Source organism: Streptomyces lushanensis (assembly GCF_001700515.1).
In the GTDB taxonomy this organism is placed as follows: Bacteria; Actinomycetota; Actinomycetes; order Streptomycetales; family Streptomycetaceae; genus Streptomyces; species Streptomyces lushanensis.
The window spans coordinates 199-25,715 of the sequence record NZ_MAUD01000046.1 but is presented as its reverse complement, the minus strand read 5'-3'; the positions used below and the strand labels follow the sequence as shown (position 1 = coordinate 25,715).

Below are 25,517 nucleotides of genomic sequence, written 5' to 3'. Positions count from 1 at the left end.
CTCTTCACCGACGCCGACGACCTCTGGGGCGACGGGACGGTGGCCGACCGCCAGACCGCCGCCGTGGACGCCGCCTACGGCGCCCGCAAGACGTTCGACTTCTACCACGACCAGTTCGGCCGCAACGGCATAGCCAACGACGGCAACGGCGGGTACTCCCGGGTCCACTACGGCAACGAATACGTCAATGCCTTCTGGGACGACGACTGCTTCTGCATGACCTACGGCGACGGTGTGGACAACGTCAACCCGCTGACCGCGCTCGACGTCGCCGCCCACGAGATGACCCATGGCGTCACCTCCACCACCGCCGACCTGTACTACTACGACGGCGAGTCCGGCGGTCTGAACGAGGGCACCAGCGACATCATGGCCGCCGCCGTCGAGTTCTTCGCCAACAACCCGCAAGACGTGCCCGACTACGAGGTCGGCGAACTGATCGACATCAACGGCGACGGCACTCCGCTGCGCTACATGGACCAGCCCTCCAAGGACGGCATCTCCCAGGACTACTGGTCCAGCCGGACCGAGGGACTCGACCCGCACTTCTCCTCGGGCGTGGCCAACCACTACTTCTATCTGCTCGCCGAGGGCAGCGGAAGCAAGACCATCAACGGCGCCTCCTACAACAGCCCCACCTACGACAGCCTGCCGGTCCCCGGTCTCGGTCTGCACAACGCCTTCAACGTCTGGTACCGGGCGCTGACGCTCTACATGACCTCCACCACCGACTACGCGGGCGCCCGTGTCGCCACCCTCCAGGCCGCGGCCGACCTGTTCGGCAGGTCGAGCGAGGCGTACGAGACGGTCGGCAACGCCTGGGCCGCCGTCAACGTCGGTGGACGCTTCGTCAACCACATCACGCTGAGCCCGCTCACCGCCCAGGAGTCGGCCGTCGGCCAGCCGGCCACCCTCCGGATCGAGGCGGCGACCAGCCAGTCGGGCGGCCTGACCTACGCCGCCTCCGGCCTGCCCGGCGGCCTGACGATCGACGCCACCACCGGTCTGGTCTCCGGCAGCCCGACGGAGCCCGGCGCCTTCACCCCGACCGTCACCCTGAGGACCTCGGGCGGGAGCTCGACCACGGCGACCTTCCCGTGGACCGTCATCCCCTCCGGCGGTGACTTCTTCGTCAATCCCGGCAATGTGAACATCCCCGACGCCGGCGACCCGGCCGAATCCCCCCTGGTCGTCACCGGCCACGACGGCAACGCGCCCGGCGACCTCCAGGTCACGGTCGACATCGTCCACACCTGGCGCGGTGACCTGGTGATCGACCTGGTCGGTTCCGACGGCACGGTCCGCCGCCTGAAGAACTCCAACAGCGACAGCGGCGACGATGTCCACGCGACCTACACCGTCGACGCCTCGGCCATCCCGTCGAACGGCACCTGGAAGCTCCGCGTCCAGGACGTCTACTCCTTCGACACGGGCTACATCGACAGCTGGAAACTCACCTTCTGACCGCCCCCGCACACCACTTCCCCGCCGCGCCCGTCACCCGGGCGCGGCGGGTCCCTGCCCCGCACCGCACACTTCGGTCACGGATCTGTCACCAAGAGCGCACATACTCTCCATACCTCCAGGCACCCCCGATACGTTCGTCCCTCTCGAACCACCCATAGGGGGACGCATGTCGTACAACCAGCCGCCTCAGCAACCGCCCTGGGGCCGGCCCCCTCAGCCGCCGCCGCCCTCTCACCCGTCCGGGGCCCCGAACCCGTACATGCCGCCGCCCGTACCCCCGTCGAGCAGGCCCGGGTGGACGCGGAAGCGGGTTCTCCTCCCGTGCGCCGCCCTTCTGTTCTTCCTCGGTATCGGCATAGGCGCGGCCGACGGCGGGACGGCATCGGGGCAGACGGTCAGCGAGAAGCCCCGTCCGTCGGTGACGGTCACGGCGACGGCGACCACCACCGCCGAGCCCCTCCCCGCCGAAACGGTGACGGCGCGCGCGAAACCGGCCCCGACCGTCACCAGGACGAAGACGATCCGGGTCACCGTCGCCCCGGCCGCCGCCGGCGATGAGGAGGAGGGCGGCGACACCGCGGGCGGCTCCGCGTACTACGCCAACTGCACGGCGGCACGAGCGGCGGGAGCGGCCCCGGTCCACGCCGGAGATCCCGGCTACGGACGTCACCTGGACAGGGACGGCGACGGAGTCGGCGGCGAATAGCCCCGTCCACACGAGGACCGCACAAGAACGCCCCCTCCACCGGAGGGGGCGCGACACTGCTCGACCACGCCGATACAGGACCGGCGGCGGGATTCGTACCCGCGATCCGGGATCACCCTAGCCCGACGGAACGACGCCCGCCGCGAACGACACGAAGACGCGCCGCGAGTGTCCGCCCGGTTCCACCGCTGCCAGGGCTCCACGAACAGGCGATGGAGCCCGGTCCGCGAGAAGGCCGCACAGCACGACCGACTCCGGCACCGGACACCTCAGGGCCACACCAGGCAGTACGGCTGATGGCCCGCCTCGTGCAGGCGGTGGCTGAAGTCCTGCCACTCGTGCAGCAGTTGGTAGACGTTGTACGCGTCCCTCGGGCCGCCCCGGTCCGGGACCGTGGACCAGATGAAGGCCGCGGCGCCCACGGATTCCTCTCCTATGCCGCGCAGGGGGTCCACCACCGTCATCGGGAGTTTGACCACGGCGTAGTCGGGGTGCAGGACGACCAGTTCCAGTGGGGGCACCTTGTGCAGGGGCATGCCCTGGATGCCCGTGAGGACCATCGCCGCTATCGTCTCGGGCTTGATCTTGGTGAACATGCCGCCCATGCCCAGCTCGTCACCGCCCAGTTCCTCCGGGCGCATCGAGATGGGCACACGGGCGGCCGTGGCTCCGTCGGGCGCGCCGAAGTACTTGTAGGTCACCCCCACCCGGCCACCACTCCTGCTCTCCGGACGTTGCCCGTTTCCCGGAGGTTGCTCACGCGCCTCGCGTTCGCGGCGCCGGTGCTTTCCACGCCGGGCAGGCTCGGGACCCAGGTCGTCGGTCCCCTCGCCCAGTCCGCCACCGCGATGCATATCTCCACCCGACCACTCGCAGCCCCGGCCGCGCAACCCGATCATCGTGACAGTGACCTCCCCCACGAGCGTGCGGTGAAACACCTGTCCGCAAGAACGTCCGAGGCTCTGACACCATTGATTGCGTGAGCTTCCCCTATGACTATGACGCCCCAGTTTCGCAGACGCTTTTCGACCGCGCGGCTCTCGTGACGCCCGGCGGCGTGAACTCTCCGGTCCGCGCCTTCCGCGCGGTGGGCGGTACGCCCCGGTTCATGGTGTCCGGTAATGGTCCATACCTCATCGATGCGGACGGCCGTGAATATGTCGACCTCGTATGTTCTTGGGGGCCGATGATCCTCGGTCATTCCCGTCCAGAGGTCATCGAAGCGGTCCAGGCGGCGGTCGCCCGCGGCACGTCCTTCGGGACCCCGGGCGAGGGCGAGGTCGCTCTCGCCGAGGAGATCGTGGCCAGGGTGGCCCCCGTGGAGCAGGTACGGCTGGTGTCGTCGGGCACCGAGGCGACCATGTCCGCGATCCGGCTCGCCCGCGGGTTCACCGGGCGCGCCAAGATCGTGAAGTTCGCCGGCTGCTACCACGGCCATGTCGACGCGCTGCTCGCCGCCGCCGGCTCCGGGGTCGCCACCTTCGGGCTGCCGGACACTCCCGGTGTGACCGGCGCCCAGGCCGGCGACACCCTCGTCCTGCCGTACAACGATCTCGACGCCGTACGCCGGGCCTTCGCGGCCCACCCCGGCGAGATCGCCTGTGTGATCACCGAGGCGTCGCCCGGCAACATGGGCGTCGTACCGCCGCGCGAGGGCTTCAACGCCGGGCTCAAGGAACTCTGCGCCGCCGACGGCGCGCTCTACATCTCCGACGAGGTCATGACCGGTTTCCGTACGTCGAAGGCCGGCTGGTACGGCATCGACGGCGTCGCGCCCGATCTGATGACCTTCGGCAAGGTCATGGGCGGTGGCTTCCCGGCCGCGGCGTTCGGCGGCCGGGCCGATGTCATGGGCCGGCTCGCCCCGGCCGGGCCCGTCTACCAGGCCGGTACGCTCTCCGGGAACCCGGTCGCCACCGCCGCGGGCCTCGCGCAGCTCCGGCTGCTGGACGACGCGGCGTACGAGAAGGTCGACGCGGTCTCGCTCCAGATCCAGCGGCTGGTGACGGAGGCGCTCAGCAAGGAGGGTGTCGCCCACCGGGTCCAGACGGCGAGCAACATGTTCTCCGTGTTCTTCACGGCCGACGAGGTGCGCGACTACGAGGACGCCAAGAAGCAGGAGTCCTTCCGCTTCACCCCCTTCTTCCACTCCCTCCTCGCCGACGGCGTCTATCTGCCGCCGTCCTCCTTCGAGTCGTGGTTCGTCTCCACCGCGCACGACGAGCGCGCGATCGAGCGGATCGCCGCCGCCCTCCCGGCCGCCGCCCGGGCCGCCGCAGAAGCCACCGGACCGAAGGCGGCGGAGAAGCCGGGGAGCACCGCATGAGCGCCCCGAGCGGCACGGACGGCACGAGTGGCACGGACGACATGGACGGCACGGACGGCACGGACGGCACCGACAAGATGCGGGAAACGGACGACACGAACGACATGGACGAGCTGGGCATGACCGATCCGAACGAAGTGACCGTCGTCCATCTCATGCGGCACGGTGAGGTCCACAACCCCGACGGTGTCCTCTACGGCCGCCGTCCCGGCTACCACCTCTCCGAGCTGGGCAGGCGCATGGCCGACCGGGTCGCCGAGCATCTCGCGGACCGTGACATCACCTATGTCGTCGCCTCTCCGCTGGAGCGCGCCCAGGAGACGGCGGCGCCGATCGCCAAGACCCATGGGCTGGCCCTCGACACCGACGACCGGCTGATCGAGGCCGGGAACATCTTCGAGGGCAAGGCCTTCGGCGTCGGTGACGGCGCACTGCGCAAGCCCGCCAACTGGAAGCATCTGACCAATCCCTTCCGGCCGTCCTGGGGCGAGCCGTACGTCGAGCAGGTCGCGCGGATGATGGGCGCGCTGGGCGCCGCCCGTGACGCGGCCCGTGGCCATGAGGCGGTCTGTGTCAGCCATCAGCTGCCGATCTGGATCGTGCGCAGCTTTGTCGAGCGGCGCCGGCTCTGGCACGATCCGCGCCGGCGGCAGTGCACGCTCGCGTCCCTGACCAGCTTCACGTACCACGGTGACAAGATCGTCGCCGTCACCTACTCCGAGCCGGCCCGTGATCTCGTCCCGGCCCATCTGCTGGCCGGTGCCAAGCCGGTGAAGGGCGGCACCAAGGCCTTCGGGGCGTAGGGGAGCGGTGCGCGGCGCAGGGGATCGGTCCGCGACGTCGCGGCAGCCGCGGTACGTCCGCAAAGCTGTCCCGCAAAGACGTCCCGCAAAGATGTCGGGCAAAGATGTCGCGTAAATACGTCCCGGAAAGACGTCCCGCGAAGCTGCCGGTGAGGCCGCCCGTAAGACTGTCCGAAAAGCCGTCCGCACTGACGTCCGGCACGAGGGCAGTAAAGATATGACAAGACTGGAACCTCCGCGTTCGGTGGGGCATCTCACGTATCGCCGCTTGTAGGACTCGTACGAGCGGCATACGGACGAGATGAACGCGGATGGGATCTGTATGCGGGAGATCAGCCGAAGGGGTCTGCTCGGAGCCGGTATAGCCGGTATAGGAGCCGCCGCCGCGACCGGAATCACAGGATGCGGTTCCACCGGAACCACCGGTTCGCGCGGCTCCGCCCCATCCGGCTCCACCCCGTCCGGCGGCACCGTCGGCGCCGGAACACCCCGCCCGTCCGGCGGAGGCAAAGGCGGTGGCGGGAGCGGAAAACCGGCGCCCGGCGCCCGTCCCACCGGCGCGGACGTCCGGCTGATAGGTGACGGCTCCACCGCCGACACCGGAAAACAGCCGCACCAGCCGCCCGCGCCGGTTCCCCTGGAACCGGGCGAGACCCCGCCGCAGTTCGTGGTCTTCTCCTGGGACGGAGCGGGCGAGGTCGGCAACGGTCTCTTTCCGCGCTTTCTCGAACTCGCCAAGGATCATGGCGCGGCCATGACCTTCTTCCTCTCCGGTGTCTATCTGCTGCCCGAGTCGAAGAAGACGCTCTACCGCCCGCCCAACAATCCCGTCGGCGCCTCCGACATCGGCTATCTCACCGACGCCCACATCAAGGACACGCTCAGAAACGTGCGGCAGGCCTGGCTGGACGGTCATGAGATCGGCACCCACTTCAACGGGCACTTCTGCGGCGGCTCGGGCTCGGTGGGCAACTGGACACCGCGGCAGTGGCGCAGCGAGATCGACCAGGCCGTGTCCTTTGTCACACAGTGGCGTACGAACAGCGGCTGGACCGATCTCGATCCGCTGCCCTTCGACTACCGCAAGGAACTCATAGGCGGCCGTACGCCCTGTCTGCTCGGCCAGGACAGGCTGCTGCCGACCGCGAGGAAGCTGGGCTGGCGCTATGACGCGAGTTCTCCGGGCGGCACCCAGATCTGGCCGGACAAGACGCACGGCGTCTGGAATCTTCCGCTTCAGGGCGTGCCGTTCCCGGGCCGTTCCTTCGAAGTCCTCTCCATGGACTACAACATGCTCGCCAATCAGTCGGGCAATTCGACCAGGGGCAGAACCTCCCGATACCCGGGCTGGCGCAAGCAGGCCACCGGCGCCTATCTCGGCGGTTTCCGCCGGGCGTACGAGACGAATCGCGCGCCGTTCTTCATCGGCAACCACTTCGAGCAGTGGAACGGTGGAATCTACATGGACGCCGTCGAGGAGGCCCTGAAGAGGATGGCGGGCAAGAAGGACGTACGGCTGGTCTCCTTCCGCCAGTTCACGGACTGGCTCGACGTGCAGGACCCGGCCGTACTGGCCAGGCTCCGTACGCTGGAGGTCGGGCAGTCCCCGGCCGGCGGCTGGAACGCCTTCTTCAAGGCGGCCTGACGAGGGGCCCGACGCGGAGCTCGACGAGGGGCCGGCGGGCAGCGAGGGGGGTGCCCAAGATCCCCGAAACGCCCATGCGAAACTTTTCACATGAACTCAGGCCGTGCCCTTCCGCGCCGCACCGACCGCCGGCTCCGCGCCGTCACGCCGGCCGTGGCCGTCGCGGCGGCGCTGACGCTCTCGGCGTGCGGCGGCGGAGGCAAGTCCGGCGGTGGCGGCGACACCAATTTCGTGACGAACACCGGTGGTATCTCCACCGTCGCGGTGGCGGAACGGCGGCCCGTCAACAAGATCGCGGGCGAGACCCTCGACGGCGGGAGACTCGATGTGGCCGATCTCAAGGGCAAGATCGTCGTGCTGAACGTCTGGGGCTCGTGGTGTCCGCCCTGCCGCCAGGAGGCCAAGCACTTCGCGAAGGTCGCCGAGGAGACCGAGTCCCAGGGCGTCGCGTTCGTCGGGATCAACACCCGCGATCCCAACAAGGGCCCCGCGCTCGCCTTCGAGAAGGACTACGGCATCCCCTACCCCAGTCTGTACGACCCGATGGGCAAGCTGATCGTCAACGGCTTTCCCCGGGGCAGCCTCAATCCGCAGTCCATCCCTTCCACCGTCGTGCTCGACCGGAAGGGCCGGATCGCGGCCCGCTCGCTGATGGCGCTCAACGAGGAGAAGCTGCGCACGATGATCGACCCGCTGATCGCGGAGAAGTGATCCGGTGCAGTTTCCCGCCACGGCCTCCGGCATCACTGAGACGGTTTCCAGCGGAGCACTGATGCTCGCTCTGCCGATCGCGCTGCTCGGCGGGCTCGTCTCCTTCTTCTCGCCCTGTGTGCTGCCGCTCGTGCCCGGCTATCTCTCGTACGTCACCGGCGTCAGCGGCACCGATCTGGCCGACGCGCGACGTGGCCGGATGGCCGTGGGCGCCACGCTGTTCGTGGTCGGCTTCACCGCGGTCTTCGTCTCGGGCGGTGCGCTCTTCGGCTACTTCGGCGCGACGCTCCAAGGGCAGCGGGAGATCCTCTCCAAGGTGCTCGGCGGGCTGATGATCCTGATGGGTGTGTTCTTCATGGGGCTGATGCCCTGGCTCACCCAGCGTGAATTCCGCTTCCACCGGCGGCCGGTGACCGGGCTCGCGGGAGCTCCTCTGCTGGGCGCGCTCTTCGGGATCGGCTGGACGCCCTGTCTCGGCCCGACCATCTCCTCCGTCCAGGTCCTGGCGATGACCGAGGCGAGCGCGGGCCGTGGGGCCATACTGACCGTCGCGTACTGCCTCGGTCTCGGTGCGCCGTTCGTGCTCGCGGCGGTGGCGTTCCGCAAGGCGCTGGGCGCGTTCGGGTGGGTCAAGCGCCATTACGTCTGGGTGATGCGGATCGGTGGCGTGATGATGATCGCGACCGGTCTGCTGCTGCTGACAGGTGCGTGGGACGGCATCGTGCAGCAGATGCAGGGCTGGTCCAGCGGTTTCACGGTGGGGATCTAGTTCCATGAGCAAGGCTTCCATGAACAAGGCTTCCCTGAGCGGCGGGACCGCGGCGGACAAGGCCGACGGGACCGCGGCGCACGAGAGCCGCGGAACAGCGGCGGACTCCTCCGGCGCGACGACGGCCGGGACGGATACGCAGGCCACGGCCGGGACAAGCACGCAGGCGGCGGCCGGGACGGGCACGCAGGCGGCGGCCGGGGCGGACACGCGGACCGCGGCGGAGACGGCCGCGGCCGACCGCGCGGCCTCCGAGGCGCGGGACGCGAGCGAACTGGGCGCCGCGGGCTCCCAGCTCTCCACCGCGCCCCGAGAGGAGGCCGTCATCGGCGGTCCCACGCTCGGACTCGTCGGCTGGTTCCGCTGGTTCTGGCGGCAGCTCACCTCCATGCGCGTCGCGCTGATCCTGCTCTTCCTCCTCTCCCTCGGCTCCATCCCCGGCTCGCTGATCCCGCAGGCGAGCGTCGACGAGCTGAAGGTGCAGGACTTCAGGGACCGGCACGAGACGCTGGCGCCGGTCTACGACAAGCTCCAGCTCTTCCACGTCTACAGCTCGGCGTGGTTCTCCGCGATCTACATCCTGCTGTTCATCTCCTTGATCGGCTGTATCGTTCCGCGCACCTGGCAGTTCGCCGGCCAGCTCCGCTCCCGTCCGCCGGGAGCGCCCAAGCGGCTCACCCGGCTGCCCGCGTACACGACCTGGCGCACCACGGCCACGCCCGAGGCCGCCCGCGAGGCCGCGCTCGCGATTCTGCGCAGGCACCGCTTCCGCGCCCATGCCACCGGTGACGCGGTCGCCGCCGAGAAGGGCTATCTGCGCGAGGCCGGCAACCTGATCTTCCACATCGCGCTGATCGTGCTGCTGGTCGCCTTCGCCACCGGACAGCTCTTCAAGTCGGAGGGCGGCAAGCTGGTCGTCGAGGGCGACGGTTTCTCCAACACCCTCACCCAGTACGACGACTTCAAGTCCGGCTCGCTGTTCGACACGGACGAGCTGGTCCCGTTCAGCTTCACCCTGGACAAGTTCACCGGTACCTATGAGCGCAGCGGCCCGCAGCTCGGCACCCCGCGGACCTACCAGGCCGACGTCCGCTACACCACCGAGGCCGGCGGCCCGGAGAAGAAGGCGGTCATCAAGGTCAACAAGCCGCTCGAACTGGACGGCTCGAAGGTCTATCTGAACGCCCACGGCTACGCACCCGTCGTCACCGTCAGGGACGGCCGCGGCCAGGTCGTCTTCAACGGCGCGGTGCCGCTGCTGCCCATCGACAACAACGTCTCGTCCACGGGTGCCATCAAGGTGATGGACGGCTACCGGGACAAGAACGGCAAGAAGGACCAACTGGGCTTCGCCGCCTTCTTCGTACCGACCTACGGCGGGAAGGGATCGGGCCAGATGTTCTCCCGGTTCCCCGCGCTCGACTTCCCGGTGCTCAACGTCGGCGCGTACCACGGCAGTCTGGGCGTCGACGCGGGACTGCCGCAGAACGTGTACCAGTTGGACACCAGGAAGCTGACGGCCTTCAAGGACGCCAAGGGCGATCTGCTGAAGAAGACGCTGCTGCCCGGTGAGAAGCTCACCCTGCCGGACGGCGCCGGCTCGATCACCTTCGAGAAGGAGGTCAAGGAGTGGGCGAGCTTCCAGATCTCGCAGCAGCCCGGCAGCTCCTGGGCCCTCGTCGGTGCCGTCGCCGCGATCGCGGGACTGGCGGGCTCCCTCTTCATCCAGCGGCGCCGGATCTGGGTCCGGGCCGTACGGGGCGCCGACGGCGTCACCGTCGTCGAGATGGCGGGACTCGGCCGCAGTGAGTCCGCCAAGCTCCCCGAGGAACTGGCCGAACTGGCCGGCACCCTCCATTCAGAGGCGCCCAGCGCGCCTGATCCCGCGGACGATTCCGCAGAACAGACTGTCGAAGGGGCTGAGAAGTGAATCTCGCCGCCGCAGCAACCAATGAGAGCCTGGCACAGACCAGCAATGTGCTGATCTACTCCGCCATGGCCGTCTACACGCTGGCCTTCTTCGCGCATATCGCCGAGTGGCTGCTCGGCAGCCGCAGCAAGGTGGCCCGTACCGCCGCCGCGCTGACCGGTGGTGCCCAGGAGTCCGCGGCGGGTTCGGTGAAGGTCCAGGTCACGAACAAGGGCGGCGCGACAGCCGTGCTGGAGCGGCCGAAGATCATCACCCGCTCCGCGTCCGGCAGCCGCGACATCCCGGACGGTCCCGGCGCGCACGGCGGTGACGCGCAGGGCGATCTGTACGGCCGGATCGCCGTGTCCCTCACCGTCCTGGCCTGGGCCGTCGAGGCCGCCGGTGTGGTCGCCCGCGCGCTGTCCGTACAGCGGGCGCCGTGGGGCAACATGTACGAGTTCAACATCACCTTCTCCACCGTCGCCGTCGGTGTGTATCTCGTGCTCCTCGCGCTGAGGAAGAACGTCCGCTGGATCGGCCTGCCGCTCATCACCACGGTCCTCCTCGATCTCGGGCTCGCGGTCACCGTCCTGTACACCGACAGTGACCAGTTGGTTCCCGCCCTTCACTCGTACTGGCTGTGGATCCATGTCTCCACGGCGATCTTCTGCGGCGCGGTCTTCTACGTCGGCGCGGTCGCCACGCTGCTCTATCTCTTCCGCGAGCGGTACGAGACCAAGCTCGCGACCGGTCTGAAGCCCGGCTCCTTCGCAACCTCCGTGATGGAGCGGCTGCCGGCCTCCGGGACGCTCGACAAGTTCGCCTACCGCGTCAACGCCGCCGTCTTCCCGCTCTGGACCTTCACGATCATCGCGGGCGCGATCTGGGCGGGCGACGCCTGGGGCCGCTACTGGGGCTGGGACCCCAAGGAGGTCTGGTCCTTCATCACCTGGGTCGCGTACGCCTGCTATCTGCACGCCCGCGCCACCGCCGGCTGGAAGGGCCGCAAGGCCGCCTATCTGGCGCTGATCGCCTTCGGCTGCTGGCTGTTCAACTACTACGGCGTCAATATCTTCGTCACCGGCAAGCACTCGTACGCGGGCGTCTGACGCACGGACGCGGCGACGCGCACACGGAGACATACACGCGCACAGGGACGCGCCCGCGCACAGAGACCCGGCCGCACAGAGACCCGGACACAGGGACGCCCCCTGCGGAACCAGTCGTTCCGCAGGGGGCGTCCGCTGTTCGCCCGTGTCACTTCGGCGGCGTGTCGTCCGCGCCGCCGCCCTGCTCGCGGCGCTTGATCTCCTCCTCGCGGCGGCGCAGATCCGCCTCCCAGTCCTTGAGCAGGGCCTCGTCCTGGGCGTTCTCCTCCTTCAGGGAGGCCAGGAACGCCGGGTTGTCGTCGGGAGCCGTCCACTTGCCGGTGTGGTTACGGTGCCACTCGGCCGGCGTCGAGCCGTCGGCCGGTCCGCGCCGGACCTTGCCCACCACCAGCCACGCGATCGGACCGACCAGCACCTCGCCGAAGAGCAGGATGATGATGACCCAGACCACCTTGGGCAGGCCCTTGACCTCTTCCTCGGGGGTGTTCAGACAGTCGATGAAGGCATAGATCCACAGTGCCAGGACCAGCAGGAACGGCAGATACCTGAGCATGTTGGACGGTCCCCCCGGGAACGGTTGGAGGCCGTGTGACGGCCCCGGTGACCGGCCCAGGGTACCGGGTGGCCGATACTGGGACGCATGGCTTATGACGATCTTCGCTCGCTGCTCCGGGCGCTGGAGCGCGAGGGCGACCTCAAGCGCATCAAGGCCGAAGTCGACCCGTATCTGGAGGTCGGGGAGATTGTCGACCGGGTGAACAAGTCCGGTGGGCCGGCGCTGCTCTTCGAGAACGTCCGGGGCTCCTCGATGCCGCTGGCCATGAACGTGTACGGCACGGACCGCCGGCTGCTCAAGGCGCTGGGCCTCGGCTCGTACGGCGAGATCGGCGAGAAGATCGGCGGGCTGCTCAAACCGGAGCTGCCGCAGGGCTTCGTGGGGGTGCGCGAGGCCTTCGGGAAGCTCGGCGCCATGACCCATCTGCCGCCGAAGAAGATCAAGGACGCGCCCGTCCAGGAAGTGGTCCTCACCGGTGACGACGTGGATCTCGGCCAACTGCCCGCGCTCTTCACCTGGCCGGGAGACGGCGGATCCTTCTTCAACCTCGGTCTGACGCACACCAAGCACCCGGAGACCGGTGTCCGCAATCTCGGGCTCTACCGGCTCCAGCGCCATGACCGGCGCACCATCGGGATGCACTGGCAGATCCACAAGGACAGCCGCAACCACTACCAGGTGGCCGCCAAACGCGGTGAACGGCTGCCCGTCGCCATCGCGTTCGGCTGTCCCCCGGCCGTGACCTACGCCTCCACCGCGCCGTTGCCCGGTGACATCGACGAGTACCTCTTCGCGGGCTTCGTGCAGGGCCGGCGGATCGAGATGGTCGACTGCAGGACCGTGCCGCTCCAGGTCCCGGCCAACGCCGAAGTCGTCATCGAGGGCTGGCTGGAGCCGGGAAAGACCCTTCCCGAGGGCCCTTTCGGGGACCACACCGGCTTCTACACCCCGCAGGAGCCCTTCCCGGCGCTCACCATCGACTGTGTGACGATGCGCAGACGCCCGCTGCTCCAGTCGATCGTCGTGGGCCGTCCGCCCACCGAGGACGGGCCGCTGGGACGTGCGACGGAACGGTTCTTCCTGCCGTTGCTGAAGATCATCGTGCCGGACATCGTGGACTACCACCTGCCCGAGTCGGGCGGTTTCCACAACTGCGCGATCGTCTCGATCGACAAGAAGTACCCCAAGCACGCGCAGAAGGTGATGCACGCGATCTGGGGCGCGCACATGATGTCGCTGACCAAGCTGATCGTGGTGGTCGACGCGGACTGCGATGTCCACGATCTGCACGAGGTGTCCTGGCGCGCGCTGGGCAACACCGACTACGCGCGTGACCTCACCGTCGTCGAGGGCCCGGTCGATCATCTCGACCACTCCTCCTACCAGCAGTTCTGGGGCGGCAAGGCGGGGATCGACGCGACGAGGAAACTCCCCGAGGAGGGGTACACGCGGGACGGCGGCTGGCCGGAGATGGTCGAGTCCGACCCGGAGACGGCGGCGAAGGTCGACCGCCGGTGGAGGGAGTACGGCCTGTGAGCGCAGCGGAGATCCTCGGGCCAGGACCGGCACAGCCCGGCAGCAGGACCCGGGCGTTCCTGCGGCTGGTGATGATCGAGCACTCGGTCTTCGCGCTGCCGTTCGCGTACATCGCGGCGCTGACCGCGATGTTCCAGTTCGACGGGAATGTCCACTGGGGCCGGCTGCTGCTGGTCACGCTCGCGATGGTCGGCCTGCGTACCTTCGCGATGGCCTGCAACCGGATCATCGACCGTGAGATCGACGCGCGCAATCCGCGCACCGCGGGACGGGAGTTGGTGACGGGCGCGGTGTCCGTGCGCTCCGCGTGGACGGGCGCGCTGGTCGCCGTCGTGGTCTTCCTCGCGGCGGCGGCGGCGCTGAATCCGCTCTGTCTGGCCCTCGCGCCGATCGCGGTGATCCCGATGGTGGTCTATCCGTACGGGAAGAGGTTCACCAACTTCCCGCACGCCATCCTCGGACTCGCCCAGGCCATGGGCCCCGTCGGCGCGTGGATCGCGATCACCGGGGCATGGTCGTGGGACGCGGTGATCCTGGGACTGGCGGTCGGGATCTGGATCGGCGGCTTCGATCTGATCTTCGCCTGCCAGGACGTCCAGGCGGACCGCGCGCACGGCGTGATGTCCGTGCCGGCCCGCTTCGGTGTCCCCGGGGCGCTGTACGGAGCGCGGGCCTGCCATGCCGTCACGACCGTACTGCTGGTGTGGTACGCGCTGGCCACGGACGCGGGGGTGTTCTTCTGGACCGGGCTGGTGATCGTGGTGGCGGCCTTCCTCTACGAGCACACGATCGTGAAGCCGCACGATCTGTCGCGGCTCAACCGCGCCTTCTTCACGGTCAACGGCTTCATCGGGATCGCCCTGTTCGTGTGCGCGCTGCTCGATCTGCTGGTGCGCGGGCTTACGGGGTGACGGCACCACGGGCCGCCGGGCGGCGGAACATGAACGCCGCGGCGACGCCCGTCGTCAGACCGATCAGATGGCCCTGCCAGCTCACGGTCGTGTTGGCGGGCGAGACGCCGAGCAGGATCGAGCTGCCCCATATCGCGCCGATCACCAGCCCGACGAGAATGCCGGCCGGCCTGCGCTCGACGAAACCGCGCACCAGGAGATAGCCGAACAGTCCGAAGATCAGGCCCGACGCGCCCGCCGTGTTGCTGTCCGAGGGGGAGACGAGCCAGACACCGAGGCCGTCGGCCACGATGATCACGGCGCACACGGCGAGGAAGCGCCGGATGCCGCCGAGCGCGGCTATGAAGCCGAGGACCAGCAGCGGAACGGTGTTCGCCGCGACATGGGCGAAGCCGAAGTGGATGAAGGCGGCCGGGACGACGTCGGCCAGCTCGGACGGCTCGCGCGGCACGATGCCGAACCCGTCGAGCGAGTGGGCCGTGGCCACATCGACCACTTCGAGCACCCAGAGCAGGGCCACCCAGCCCGCCATCAGCTTGGCGGCCGTCCTGGCCCGGCCCGTGCGGGGCCACTCGAATCCGGTGCCGGTCATGCTGCCCCCCTCGGTCCACCCGCTCCCACCCCGGCAACGGCCGGGGCACCTTACCCGGTTCCCGGTGGAGCGTGCCGGATAGGCTCGGATCCGTGAAGCCCGGATCGTACGAACAGCACGCGGACCAGGAGGACCGGGGCGGCGGGGGACAGCCGTATCCGTCCCGGCGCCCCTGGGTCGTCGGTGTCTCCGGCGCGTCCGGTACGCCGTACGCCGCGGCCGTGCTGCGCGCGCTGCTGGCGGCCGGCGAGAGCGTGGACCTGGTGGTCTCGCGCGCGTCACGGCTGACCCTGCTCGACGAGACCGGGATCGCCTTCAGGGACGCGCACTGGCGGGACGACCTGCGGTCCTGGCTGGCCAGAGGCGCGGACGGCAAACCCGGCCGCTTCGGCCCGGAGGGCCTGGACCTGGACGGCGTACGGCACTGGGCAGCCGGGGATCTGGCGGCGGGGCCGTCGTCCGGCTCGTATCCCGTCCAGGGGATGCTGATCGTGCCCGCGTCCACGGCCTGTGTGGCCGGAGTGGCGCTCGGACTGTCGAAGGATCTGCTCCAGCGCGCGGCGAGCGTGACCCTCAAGGAGCGCCGGAAGCTGGTCGTCGCCGTACGGGAGACACCGCTGGACGGCCGGACCCTCAAGCACCTTGTGGCGCTGGACGAGGCGGGCGCCGTGGTGCTGCCCGCCTCCCCCGCGTTCTACGCGGGCGCGACGCACATCCAGGACCTGGTGGACTTCGTCGCCGGGCGCGTGCTGGACGCGGCCGGAGTGCCCCACCGGCTGTACCGCCGCTGGGAGGGAGAGCTCGGCGGGTCCCGCGGCGACTGACGGCGCGCCCGTCGGCGCGTCCGGCCTTTTGGGAGAATCGCAGAATCTCACCCCTGCATGCCTTAGATTCTAAGTGTAAGTTTGCGAGATTGCTGAACAATGGAAGGCTTCAGGCTTATGGACGCGGTGGACAGGCAGCTCATCCAGGCCCTCAGGGAGAACGGCAGGGCGTCGTACGCCGAACTGGGCCGCCTCGTCGGGCTCTCCGGGCCGAGCGTCACCGACCGCATCAACCGGCTCGAAGCGGCCGGGGTCATCACCGGCTACCGCGCCACGGTCGACTCGGCCTCACTGGGCCTCGGTGTCACCGCGCTGATCGGGATCTCCCTCTCCGACGCGGCCGACCACGAGGACGTGGCCCGCCGGATGCGCGATCTGAGCGAGATCGAGGACTGCTGGTTCATCGCGGGCGACGACTCGTACATGCTCAAGGTGCGGGCCGGCGATGTGGACGGGCTGGAGAAGACGATCCGCCGGCTGAGCGGTACGAAGGGCGTCTCCCGCACCCGTACCACCATCGTTCTCTCCACGAAGTGGGAGAACAGGGTCGGCGAACTGCCCGAGGAGTGAGCCGGGGCGGAGGGCCGCGTCGGGACCGTCCGACCGGGGGCGTAGGCTCGACTGGCCCGATTGGTAGACGTATGGGAGGCGGCCTGATGACTGCATCTGTCCAAGATGTGGGTCTCAAGCGCGAGCTGGAGGAGAAGGTCAGGGCCGGCGAGCGGCTGAGCCGTGAGGACGGCATCGCCCTGTACGAGACGGACGATCTGGCCTGGCTCGGCGGTCTCGCCCACGAGGTGCGGACGCGGAAGAACGGCGATGTCGTCCACTTCAACGTCAACCGCCATCTCAACATGACGAATGTGTGCACCGCCTCCTGCGCGTACTGCTCGTTCCAGCGCAAGCCGGGCGAGAAGGACGCGTACACGATGCGCATCGAGGAGGCCGTCCGGCTCGCACGGGCGATGGAGGGCGAGAGCCTCACCGAGCTGCACATCGTCAACGGCCTCCATCCGACGCTGCCGTGGCGCTACTACCCGCGCTCGCTCAGCGCGCTCAAGGAAGCCCTCCCGCAGGTCTCCCTCAAGGCGTTCACCGCCACCGAGATCCACCACTTCGAGACGATCTCGGGTCTGTCGGCCTCCGACATCCTCGACGAACTGATCGACGCCGGTCTCGAATCGCTGACCGGTGGAGGCGCCGAGATCTTCGACTGGGAGGTCCGGCAGCACATCGTGGACCACAGCACCCACTGGGAGGACTGGTCGCGCATCCACCGGCTCGCGCACTCGAAGGGGCTCAAGACCCCGGCCACGATGCTGTACGGGCACATCGAGGAGCCGCGCCACCGTGTCGACCATGTGCTGCGCCTGCGTGAACTCCAGGACGAGACCGGCGGCTTCCAGGTCTTCATCCCGCTGCGCTACCAGCACGACTTCGTGGACATGAAGGACGGCAAGGTCCGCAACCGCCTCCAGGCGCGCACGACCATGGCCACCGGCGCCGAGGCGCTGAAGACCTTCGCGGTCTCCCGGCTGCTCTTCGACAACGTGCCGCATGTCAAGGTCTTCTGGGTGATGCACGGCGTCCAGACCGCCCAACTGGCGCTCCAGCACGGCGCGGACGACATGGACGGCTCGGTCGTCGAGTACAAGATCACGCACGACGCGGACAACTACGGCACGCCCAACAAGCTCAGCCGCGAGGACCTGCTCGACCTCATCCGTGACGCGGGCTTCCGTCCCGTCGAGCGCAACACCCGTTACGAGATCATCCGCGAGTACCCCGGCCCGGATCCCGACCGCCGTGAGTCACCGCAGCCGATGCGGATCTGAGAGGGCGGGCGATGACTCTTGCATTCGAGCTCGATCCACCGGTGGACCGGGCCCTGCGCGACGGTGTGCTCGCACTCTGGACGGATGTGTCGAACGCCGGCGGCGCGGTCGGGTTCGTGCCGCCGGTGACGGCCGACGACATACGGCCCGAGCTGGTCAAGCATTTCGCGGCGATGGCCGACGGCCGCTGCCGGCTGCTGGTCGGGTACGACGACGAGGGCGCCGTCGCCGCGACGGTGTTCCTCACGCTCAACACCCACCGGCTGATGCGGCACTGGCTCTGGCTCTACACCGTGATGGTCCACCCCCGGCATCAGGGCAGGGGATACGGCCGCGATCTCATGGCCGAGGCGGCCGAGGCCGCCCGCGGTATGGAGGGCATCGAGGCGATCCGGCTCACCTGCCGGGGCGGCACGGGCGTCGACCGGTTCTACGCCTCCTGCGGCTACAAGGAGGTGGGCCGTGTGCCGGACGCGATCCGGGTCGGCCCCGGTGACGACCGTGAGGACATCTTCATGCTGCTCCCCCTGAATCAGTACTGAACGGGACGTGCTTGACTGTTCGGGCGGACACGGAGTCCGCCCGAACAGGAACCAGGACCCGAGGAAGAGAGAGAAGGCCCGCTGTGACCGCTGTGAAGACAAGCGCCACGATCCGGTACACCGCGATGCGCCTCGGCATCTTCGCCGGCTGTTTCGTCGTGGTGGCCGGCCTGGTCCAGGTCGGTGCGCTGCCCAAGGGGCTCGGCGACTCCAATTTCATCTGGGTGCTGCTGCTCGCCCTGGTGATCTCGGCGCCGCTCAGCCTGGTCCTGCTCCGCAAGCAGCGCGACGAGATGTCGGCGCAGCTCGTCACCAAGGTGGACGGGGCCAAGGCGAAGCTGGAGGCCAACCGGTCCCAGGAGGACGGCGCGACACAGTGAGCGCCTCCCGGCTCTCGCGGCTCTTCCCGCTCGTGTAGCCCTTCGATCCCGTGACACCCCGGCCCGGAGCCGTCCCTCCGGCGCCGGGGTGTCGCGCGTTCGGCGGGCGTTTCCGGGGTATCGGGCTCCTGGCGCGTCCGCGTGAGCCGCTCTCTCATGTACGGGCGCGCCGCACCTGTGTTCCGTGTTCCTCCGATACGTCACGGTTCCCCCGATACGTCACGTCTGGAGTGTGCTTGTGTCCGCGAACCCCGCGTCCTCCCCGACCGGCAGGCCCGCTGAACCCGGCCCCGCCTCCGCCTCCGTCCCCGATTCCGGCTCCGGTGGCTCCGACCCCGGCTCCGGTGGCTCCCGTACAGGGAGGATCCCGTTCTGGGCCCAGATCGCCGCGGGTCTGGTCCTCGGTGTCCTGCTCGGCTGGCTCGCACGCAGCCAGGACATCGGCTGGCTCACCACCACGCTCGACCGGATCGGCTCCATATTCGTCCAGCTGCTCAAGCTGGCCGTGGCCCCGCTGGTCTTCTTCGCGGTCCTGGTGTCGATCACCAATCTCCGCAAGGTCGACAACGCGGCCCGGCTGGCCTCCCGTACCCTGCTCTGGTTCATGATCACATCACTGATCGCGGTCGCCATCGGCCTGGCGATCGGTCTGATCACCGACCCGGGCGCGGGCACGGGCCTCACCCCGAAGGACGGCAGGGCGCCCGAGGGATCCGGTTCCTGGCTGGACTTCCTGACCGGCATCGTGCCGACCGACGTCATCACGCCGTTCACCGAACTGAACGTTCTCCAGATCGTCTTCATGGCCGCCGTCGCCGGTGTCGCCGCGCTCAAACTCGGCGAGCGGGCCAAGCCGGTCCTCGCGCTCAGCGCCGCCGTGCTCGAACTGCTCCAGAAGGCGCTCTGGTGGGTGATCAGGCTCGCGCCGATCGGCACGGTCGGGCTCATCGGGTTCGCCATCGCCGACTACGGCTGGGACCTGCTCGGGAAGTACGCGACGTTCACGGCGGATGTCTACATCGGCTGCGCGCTGGTGCTGTTCGGTGTCTATCCGCTGCTGCTGGTGACGGTCGCGAAGGTCAGCCCGCTCCAGTTCTTCAAGGGCGCCTGGCCCGCCATCCAGCTCGCCTTCGTCTCCCGCTCCTCGGTCGGCACCATGCCGGTCACACAGAAGGTCACCGAACGGCTCGGTGTCCCGAAGGAGTACACCTCCTTCGCCGTACCGTTCGGCGCCACGACCAAGATGGACGGCTGCGCGGCGATCTACCCGTCGCTCGCCGCGATCTTCATCGCGCAGATCTTCGACGTCCAGCTCGGAGTCCAGGACTATCTGCTGATCGCCTTCGTCTCGGTCGTCGGCTCGGCGGCCACCGCCGGGCTCACCGGCGCGACGGTCATGCTGACCCTGACCCTCTCCACGCTGGGGCTTCCGCTGGAGGGCGTGGGCCTGCTGATGGCGATCGACCCGATCCTGGACATGATGCGTACGGCGACCAATGTGGCGGGACAGGCGCTGGTGCCGGTCATCGTCGCGGCGCGGGAGAGGATTCTCGACCACGAGGCGTACAACACGGCCTCGGCCTCGCCGGTGGACGAGTACGACGGCGACGGTCACGCGACCGGGCGCGACATGCGTACCTCGGTGGCCGTCTGACCCCGGCTTCCCGGTTCCGCCACCGTTCCCGGCACCCGGGGCGCGGGCTCCGCGCACGACACGCCCGGCCACGCGACACGCCCGGCGCGGAGGGGCGGGGAAACACGCGGTGACACGGTGAGGCGGGACACCGGGCCGGAAAAAAAGGCAGGAGTCCTGCTTGCCCCACCCGAGTGGGGCAAGCAGGACTCCTTGGTACTGCGTAAGTCGTGCGCGATCGCCGACCCGGGCAACTAGGCCGGGGTGACGTTCTCCGCCTGCGGGCCCTTCGGGCCCTGAGTGACGTCGAAGTTCACGACCTGGTTCTCCTCGAGGGAGCGGAAGCCGGTCGCGTTGATCGCGGAGTAGTGGACGAAGACATCCGGGCCGCCGCCGTCCTGGGCGATGAAGCCGAAGCCCTTTTCAGCGTTGAACCACTTGACGGTTCCGGTAGCCATAAGCCCTCCTTGGGCCAAAGGGTTGCCCTGCTCCAGAACCTGCAAAGAAGTCTGAAAACTACAAAAGCCTGCGGGTCACATGCTCCGCAGGCTCTGTACTGCAAGGGAAACCAAACTGCAACTTGCGGCGAGCCTAGCACGCACTCCGCGCTCGGCGGTAGAGGGAAAGATCACTTCACCCGGACGTTTGTACAGGCGTCTGACGTGCTGACGAACGTCGGCGAACCGCGCCCCGGGGCGTTCGCGTGCGCCCCGCGGGTCTAGCCTCGCGCTGTGGACAGTCCCGTGGAAAGCACAGAGGCAAACACAGAGACAGAGACCGCGCCGGAGGCGGCGGTACCGGTTGCGGAGCCGGCGGCTTCGCGCCGGGCGACTCCCGCGACAGGGCCCGCGGGAAGCGATCACCCGCGCAGTCGGCCGCGTGTCGGCCATATCCAGTTCCTGAACTGCCTGCCGCTCTATTGGGGCCTCGCCAGGACGGGAACCCTTCTTGATCTGGAGCTGACGAAGGACACGCCGGAGAAGCTCAGCGAACGGCTCGTCCGGGGTGAGCTGGATATCGCGCCGATCACCCTTGTCGAATTCCTCCGCAACGCCGACGATCTTGTCGCATTCCCCGATCTCGCGGTCGGCTGCGACGGACCGGTGATGTCCTGCGTGATCGTTTCGCAGGTACCGCTGGAGCAGCTCGACGGCGCACGGGTGGCTCTCGGCTCCACTTCTCGTACATCCGTACGACTCGCTCAGCTTCTGCTCACCGAGCAGTACCGGGTCCGGCCCGAGTACTACACCTGTCCGCCCGATCTCGGTCTGATGATGCAGGAGGCCGAGGCCGCCGTACTGATCGGTGACGCCGCACTGCGCGCCTCGCTGCACGACGCGCCCCGGCTCGGCCTTCAGGTCCACGATCTGGGACTGATGTGGAAGAACTGGACCGGGCTGCCGTTCGTCTTCGCGGTCTGGGCGGCGCGCAAGGAGTATCTGGCGCGCGAGCCGATGGTCGTACGGAAGGTCCACGAGGCGTTCCTGGCGTCCCGGGACCTCTCCCTGGAGGAGGTCGCGAAGGTGGCCAAACAGGCGGCCCGCTGGGAGACCTTCGACGCGGAGCTGCTGGAGCGCTACTTCACCACGCTGGACTTCCGCTTCGGTCCCGAGCAGCTCGCCGGTGTGCGGGAGTTCGCGCGCAGGACGGGGCCGACGACGGGCTTCCCGGCGACCGTGAACGTAGAACTGCTCACGGTCTGAGCCGGGTCACTCCTCCTCAACCCTCTCGCCATCCCCAGCGCCTAGTCTGCTTCGTACGCGTACAGGCGCATGAAGGACGAGGGGGACAGGCATGCAGCCGCTGGAGGCAGGTGAACCGCCGACCATCGGTCCGTACCGGCTGCTCGGGCGGCTGGGGTCGGGCGGAATGGGCCGTGTCTATCTGGCGCGCTCGGCGGGCGGCCGTACGGTCGCGGTCAAGGTCGTGCATCCGCACTTCGCGACGGACGAGGAGTTCCGCGCCCGCTTCCGGCGCGAGGTCGAGGCGGCGCGGCGCGTCGGTACGGGGCCCGACGGCCCCCGCTGGTCCGCGCCCGTGCTGGACGCGGACCCGGAAGCGGCTGTTCCGTGGGTGGCCACCGCCTATGTGGCGGGCCCTTCGCTGACCCAGGCGGTCGCGGGACACGGCCGGCTGCCCGAGGACTCCGTCCGGGCACTGGGCGCGGGACTCGCGGAGGCGCTGACGGGGGTCCACGCCCTGGGACTGGTCCACCGGGACGTCAAACCCTCCAACGTCCTGCTCTCCCTCGACGGCCCCCGGCTGATCGACTTCGGTATCGCGCGTGCCACGGACGGCACCGCCTCGCTCACCTCCACCGGGGTCTCGGTCGGCTCGCCGGGCTACATGTCACCCGAGCAGATCCTCGGCAAGGGCATCTCCGGCGCGGCCGATGTCTTCTCGCTGGGCGCGGTCCTCGTGTACGCGGCGACGGGCGAGAGCCCCTTCCCCGGTGACTCCTCGGCCGCCCTGCTCTACAAGGTGGTCCACGAGGAGCCCGAGCTGAGTGCCCTGCGCGGCGATCTGCGGGACCTGGCCGCGCGCTGTCTCGCCAAGGATCCGTCCGCACGGCCGGCACCGGAGGAGGTCGCGCGCGTACTGGCTCCCGGCGGGGCCGCGGGGCTGGTGGCGGCGGGCTGGCTGCCGGGGCCGCTGGTCGAGGAGGTGAGCCGGGCGGCGGTGCGGCTGCTGGACCTGGAGGCGGCGGCGCCGGCCGGTGGTGTGCGCAGTGCCGGCGCGGAGAGCGGCGGCGCTCCGCTGGGCGTCTTCGGCCCGCCGATGGATCCGGCGGCGGACTCGTCGGCCGATCCGGCGCGGGAGGGCTCACTCCCGGGACAGCGGGCCTCCGACGGACGGCTGTCGGTCTCCCTGACCACGGACGCCGGTACGGGTACGAGGCCGGCCCCGGGCGGCGCCGGTACCGGTACCGGCGACAGTACGGACGCCGGCCGGCGCGGCCGCAGGGTGAGCTGCACGGTGGCCCTGTCGGTGGCGGGCGTACTGGCCGCCGCCCTGGTGGGCAGCGCCTTTCTCTTCGACCTCCTGCCGGGCGGAGGGAGCACCGAGACCAGCGGCGGCCCGCCGTCCCACCCCTCCTCGGGTGCCTCCACCTCGCGGCCGCCCGCCGGTTCGAGCACGGGCTCGACCCCGGCCACGGAGGACCCGTACCCGTCCTCGGATCCCGCCTCGGACGCGGCCGAGCCGGTCACCGAGGTGCCCGCGGCCTTCATCGGCACCTGGAAGGGCCCGACCACCGAGCGCGGCGGAGCCACGCACGGCGACGCCACCGCCGTGATCGGCAAGGGCGGGAAGGGCGACGACGTGGTCCGTATGACGTACACCATCTCCGTCCTCGGGGTGGACACGGAGTGCCGCAGCATCGGCAGGTTCGTCTCGGGCACCGCCGGCCGGCTCCGTGTCACGGAGCGGACCGACGAGGACTACGCCGGTACCCAGGGGCTGTGCACCGGCGCCGAGGCCGGACTGACCTTCACGCTCAAGGGCGATCGGACGGTGCTCTACGAGTCCGACGAGGCGGCGGCCGGCACTCCGACAGGCACGCTCACCAAGCGGTGAGAAAGGGCGGGGCGGTACGGCCGGGCGGAGAACGGTGGGGCGGGGTACGGCCGGGCGCGAGCCCTGTCGTACCCCTGACGTAGGCTGGACCGTCGTCTACAGCCCCCTTGGGAAGGACCCGCCCCGGTGACCGAGAAGGCCGATCTCACCTCCGCAGATGTCACTGGCGTCCTCGACCGTGCCGCCGCCGGCGGTCGTATCACCCCCGAGGAGGCGCTCGCCCTGTACCGCTCGGCGCCGCTGCACGCGCTGGGCGCCGCGGCCGACGCCGTGCGCCGCCGCCGGTACGCCGGGACGGAGCACATCGCGACGTACATCATCGAGCGGAACATCAACTACACCAACGTGTGTGTGACGGCCTGCAAGTTCTGCGCCTTCTACGCCGCGCCCAAGGACACCGCCAAGGGCTGGAGCCGCGATCTCGACGACATCCTGCGCCGCTGCGCGGAGACCGTGGAGCTGGGCGGCACGCAGATCATGTTCCAGGGCGGGCACCACCCGGACTACGGCGTCGAGTACTACGAGAAGCACTTCAGCGCCATCAAGCGGGCCTTCCCGCAGCTCGTGATCCACTCCCTGGGCGCCTCCGAGGTCGAGCACATGGCCCGGATCTCCGGTGTCCCCGTCGAGGAGGCCATCCGGCGCATCCATGACGCGGGCCTCGACTCCTTCGCGGGCGCGGGCGCCGAACTCCTGCCCGCACGGCCGCGCAAGGCGATCGCGCCGCTCAAGGAGTCCGGCGAGCGGTGGCTGGAGATCATGGAGACGGCGCACGGGCTGGGTGTCGAGTCGACGTCCACGATGCTCATGGGCACGGGCGAGACCAACGCCGAGCGCATCGAGCATCTCCGGATGATCCGTGACGTGCAGGACCGTACGGGCGGCTTCCGCGCCTTCATCCCGTACACCTACCAGCCCGAGAACAACCATCTGAAGGGCCGGACGCAGGCCACCCTCTTCGAGTACCTGCGCATGATCGCGATCGCGCGGCTCTTCCTCGACAACGTCGCGCACATCCAGGGCTCCTGGCTGACCACCGGCAAGGAGGTCGGCCAGCTCTCGCTGCACTACGGAGCGGACGACCTCGGCTCGATCATGCTGGAGGAGAACGTGGTCTCCTCGGCCGGTGCCAGGCACCGCTCCAACCGGCTGGAGATCATCGATCTGATCCGCAAGGCGGGCCGCGTCCCCGCGCAGCGCGCCACGACGTACGAACACCTCGTCGTGCACGACGACCCGGCGAACGACCCGGTCGACGACCGCGTGGCCTCGCACATCTCGTCGACGGCGATCGAGGGCGGTACGGCGCACCCGGAGCTGAAGCTGCTCAGCGCCGGCTGAGCCGGCCGTGCTGGTCATCCACCGCGCCGACCTGCTGCTTCCCGGCGCGGACGGCGAACCGGTGCCCGGCGGCGCGGTCCTGGTCGAGGGACGTACGCTCGCGGCCGTCGGCCCGTACGAGGAGCTGGCCGCCGCCCGCCCGGCGGCGCGGGTCAGGCGCTGGCCGGGGGTGATCACGCCCGGTCTGCGCAATCCGTACGGTCCCGAACTGCTGGAGCGCGCCTACCATCCCGATCCGCGCGAGGCCGACGGGCTGGGCACCGGGCCGTTCGGCGGCGAGGCGCTCGCCGCGCTGGAGATGACCGGGGCCCGCTGGGGCGCGAGCGCGCGGCGCGGGGTGCAGCGG

The 25,517-nt window shown here is 69.4% G+C and carries 25 protein-coding genes; 21 read left to right on the top strand and 4 right to left on the bottom strand.

Annotated features, from left to right (window positions below; translation table 11 throughout):
* Both BFF77_RS04135 and BFF77_RS37850 read left to right on the top strand, forming a co-directional pair.
* The coding region (locus BFF77_RS04135) for a M4 family metallopeptidase (protein ID WP_245703192.1) at positions 1-1,464 on the top strand (1,464 nt) is incomplete at its 5' end.
* Positions 1,465-1,885: 421 nt separating this feature from the next.
* A complete protein-coding gene (locus tag BFF77_RS37850; RefSeq protein WP_342671202.1) occupies positions 1,886-2,173 on the top strand; it encodes an excalibur calcium-binding domain-containing protein in 288 nt (95 codons plus the stop codon).
* 269 nt (positions 2,174-2,442) lie between these two features.
* Here the strand turns inward: BFF77_RS37850 and BFF77_RS04125 are convergent, their stop codons facing one another.
* On the bottom strand, positions 2,443-3,027 hold the full coding sequence (locus BFF77_RS04125) for a hypothetical protein (RefSeq protein ID WP_079124815.1): 585 nt from the start codon (positions 3,025-3,027) through the stop codon (positions 2,443-2,445).
* 116 nt (positions 3,028-3,143) lie between these two features.
* Here BFF77_RS04125 and hemL point away from each other — a divergent pair, with 116 nt between their 5' ends.
* The 7 genes from hemL (at position 3,144) to ccsB (ending at position 11,445) form a co-directional block, all read left to right on the top strand.
* Positions 3,144-4,499, top strand: a complete 1,356-nt coding sequence (hemL, locus tag BFF77_RS04120) for a glutamate-1-semialdehyde 2,1-aminomutase (protein WP_079124814.1) — start codon at positions 3,144-3,146, stop codon at positions 4,497-4,499.
* A 119-nt stretch (positions 4,500-4,618) separates the two neighbouring features.
* The gene (locus tag BFF77_RS04115) at positions 4,619-5,302 is read left to right on the top strand and encodes a histidine phosphatase family protein (RefSeq protein WP_079124816.1); all 684 of its coding nucleotides are present in this window, start codon (positions 4,619-4,621) and stop codon (positions 5,300-5,302) included.
* Positions 5,303-5,624: 322 nt separating this feature from the next.
* Positions 5,625-6,947, top strand: coding sequence for a polysaccharide deacetylase family protein (locus BFF77_RS04110; RefSeq protein ID WP_066943873.1), 1,323 nt, complete (start codon positions 5,625-5,627; stop codon positions 6,945-6,947).
* A gap of 90 nt (positions 6,948-7,037) precedes the next feature.
* Positions 7,038-7,658 carry a TlpA family protein disulfide reductase gene (locus BFF77_RS04105; protein ID WP_066943861.1) on the top strand — a complete coding sequence of 207 codons (621 nt, stop codon included), beginning with the start codon at positions 7,038-7,040 and terminating at the stop codon, positions 7,656-7,658.
* 61 nt (positions 7,659-7,719) lie between these two features.
* A complete protein-coding gene (locus tag BFF77_RS04100) occupies positions 7,720-8,427 on the top strand; it encodes a cytochrome c biogenesis CcdA family protein (protein WP_066943871.1) in 708 nt (235 codons plus the stop codon).
* 4 nt (positions 8,428-8,431) lie between these two features.
* Positions 8,432-10,357 carry a cytochrome c biogenesis protein ResB gene (resB, locus tag BFF77_RS04095; protein WP_245703190.1) on the top strand — a complete coding sequence of 642 codons (1,926 nt, stop codon included), beginning with the start codon at positions 8,432-8,434 and terminating at the stop codon, positions 10,355-10,357.
* The gene (gene ccsB / locus BFF77_RS04090; protein ID WP_066943859.1) at positions 10,354-11,445 is read left to right on the top strand and encodes a c-type cytochrome biogenesis protein CcsB; all 1,092 of its coding nucleotides are present in this window, start codon (positions 10,354-10,356) and stop codon (positions 11,443-11,445) included. Before resB ends, ccsB begins: the two co-directional genes overlap by 4 nt.
* A 148-nt stretch (positions 11,446-11,593) precedes the next feature.
* Here the strand turns inward: ccsB and BFF77_RS04085 are convergent, their stop codons facing one another.
* Positions 11,594-11,998, bottom strand: a complete 405-nt coding sequence (locus tag BFF77_RS04085; protein WP_066943855.1) for a PLD nuclease N-terminal domain-containing protein — start codon at positions 11,996-11,998, stop codon at positions 11,594-11,596.
* A gap of 87 nt (positions 11,999-12,085) precedes the next feature.
* Here BFF77_RS04085 and BFF77_RS04080 point away from each other — a divergent pair, with 87 nt between their 5' ends.
* Positions 12,086-13,537: a menaquinone biosynthesis decarboxylase gene (locus tag BFF77_RS04080; RefSeq protein WP_066943853.1), complete on the top strand. Its 1,452-nt coding sequence runs from the start codon at positions 12,086-12,088 to the stop codon at positions 13,535-13,537.
* Positions 13,534-14,448, top strand: coding sequence for a menaquinone biosynthesis prenyltransferase MqnP (gene mqnP, locus BFF77_RS04075; RefSeq protein ID WP_066943851.1), 915 nt, complete (start codon positions 13,534-13,536; stop codon positions 14,446-14,448). Before BFF77_RS04080 ends, mqnP begins: the two co-directional genes overlap by 4 nt.
* Here the strand turns inward: mqnP and BFF77_RS04070 are convergent.
* Positions 14,438-15,040 carry a rhomboid family intramembrane serine protease gene (locus BFF77_RS04070; RefSeq protein WP_066943849.1) on the bottom strand — a complete coding sequence of 201 codons (603 nt, stop codon included), beginning with the start codon at positions 15,038-15,040 and terminating at the stop codon, positions 14,438-14,440. The two genes, mqnP and BFF77_RS04070, sit on opposite strands and share 11 nt — an antisense overlap.
* A gap of 92 nt (positions 15,041-15,132) precedes the next feature.
* On the opposite strand from BFF77_RS04070, the gene BFF77_RS04065 reads away from it, so the two are divergent.
* From BFF77_RS04065 to BFF77_RS04040, 6 genes are all read left to right on the top strand, one after another.
* Positions 15,133-15,864, top strand: a complete 732-nt coding sequence (locus tag BFF77_RS04065; RefSeq protein ID WP_245703187.1) for a UbiX family flavin prenyltransferase — start codon at positions 15,133-15,135, stop codon at positions 15,862-15,864.
* Between the two features lie 117 nt (positions 15,865-15,981).
* Entirely contained in the window at positions 15,982-16,434 is a 453-nt protein-coding gene (locus BFF77_RS04060; RefSeq protein ID WP_066943847.1) for an Lrp/AsnC family transcriptional regulator, read from the top strand.
* Between the two features lie 86 nt (positions 16,435-16,520).
* A complete protein-coding gene (gene mqnE, locus BFF77_RS04055) occupies positions 16,521-17,699 on the top strand; it encodes an aminofutalosine synthase MqnE (RefSeq protein WP_425424334.1) in 1,179 nt (392 codons plus the stop codon).
* An 11-nt stretch (positions 17,700-17,710) separates the two neighbouring features.
* Positions 17,711-18,241, top strand: coding sequence for a GNAT family N-acetyltransferase (locus tag BFF77_RS04050; protein ID WP_066943843.1), 531 nt, complete (start codon positions 17,711-17,713; stop codon positions 18,239-18,241).
* An 83-nt stretch (positions 18,242-18,324) separates the two neighbouring features.
* Positions 18,325-18,621, top strand: a complete 297-nt coding sequence (locus BFF77_RS04045) for a DUF4229 domain-containing protein (RefSeq protein WP_066943841.1) — start codon at positions 18,325-18,327, stop codon at positions 18,619-18,621.
* A gap of 238 nt (positions 18,622-18,859) precedes the next feature.
* Positions 18,860-20,275, top strand: coding sequence for a dicarboxylate/amino acid:cation symporter (locus BFF77_RS04040; RefSeq protein WP_066943839.1), 1,416 nt, complete (start codon positions 18,860-18,862; stop codon positions 20,273-20,275).
* A 233-nt stretch (positions 20,276-20,508) separates the two neighbouring features.
* Here BFF77_RS04040 and BFF77_RS04035 read toward each other — a convergent pair whose 3' ends face one another.
* Positions 20,509-20,712, bottom strand: a complete 204-nt coding sequence (locus BFF77_RS04035; RefSeq protein ID WP_017948713.1) for a cold-shock protein — start codon at positions 20,710-20,712, stop codon at positions 20,509-20,511.
* A 432-nt stretch (positions 20,713-21,144) separates the two neighbouring features.
* Here BFF77_RS04035 and BFF77_RS04030 point away from each other — a divergent pair, with 432 nt between their 5' ends.
* The 4 genes from BFF77_RS04030 to BFF77_RS04015 all read left to right on the top strand — a co-directional run.
* Entirely contained in the window at positions 21,145-21,957 is an 813-nt protein-coding gene (locus tag BFF77_RS04030; protein ID WP_066943867.1) for a menaquinone biosynthetic enzyme MqnA/MqnD family protein, read from the top strand.
* A gap of 91 nt (positions 21,958-22,048) precedes the next feature.
* Positions 22,049-23,830: a serine/threonine-protein kinase gene (locus BFF77_RS04025; RefSeq protein ID WP_066943837.1), complete on the top strand. Its 1,782-nt coding sequence runs from the start codon at positions 22,049-22,051 to the stop codon at positions 23,828-23,830.
* A gap of 126 nt (positions 23,831-23,956) precedes the next feature.
* Positions 23,957-25,171, top strand: a complete 1,215-nt coding sequence (gene mqnC / locus BFF77_RS04020; protein ID WP_066943835.1) for a cyclic dehypoxanthinyl futalosine synthase — start codon at positions 23,957-23,959, stop codon at positions 25,169-25,171.
* Positions 25,172-25,178: 7 nt separating this feature from the next.
* A partial coding sequence (locus BFF77_RS04015; protein WP_425424333.1) for an imidazolonepropionase-like domain-containing protein occupies positions 25,179-25,517 on the top strand: 339 nt, incomplete at its 3' end.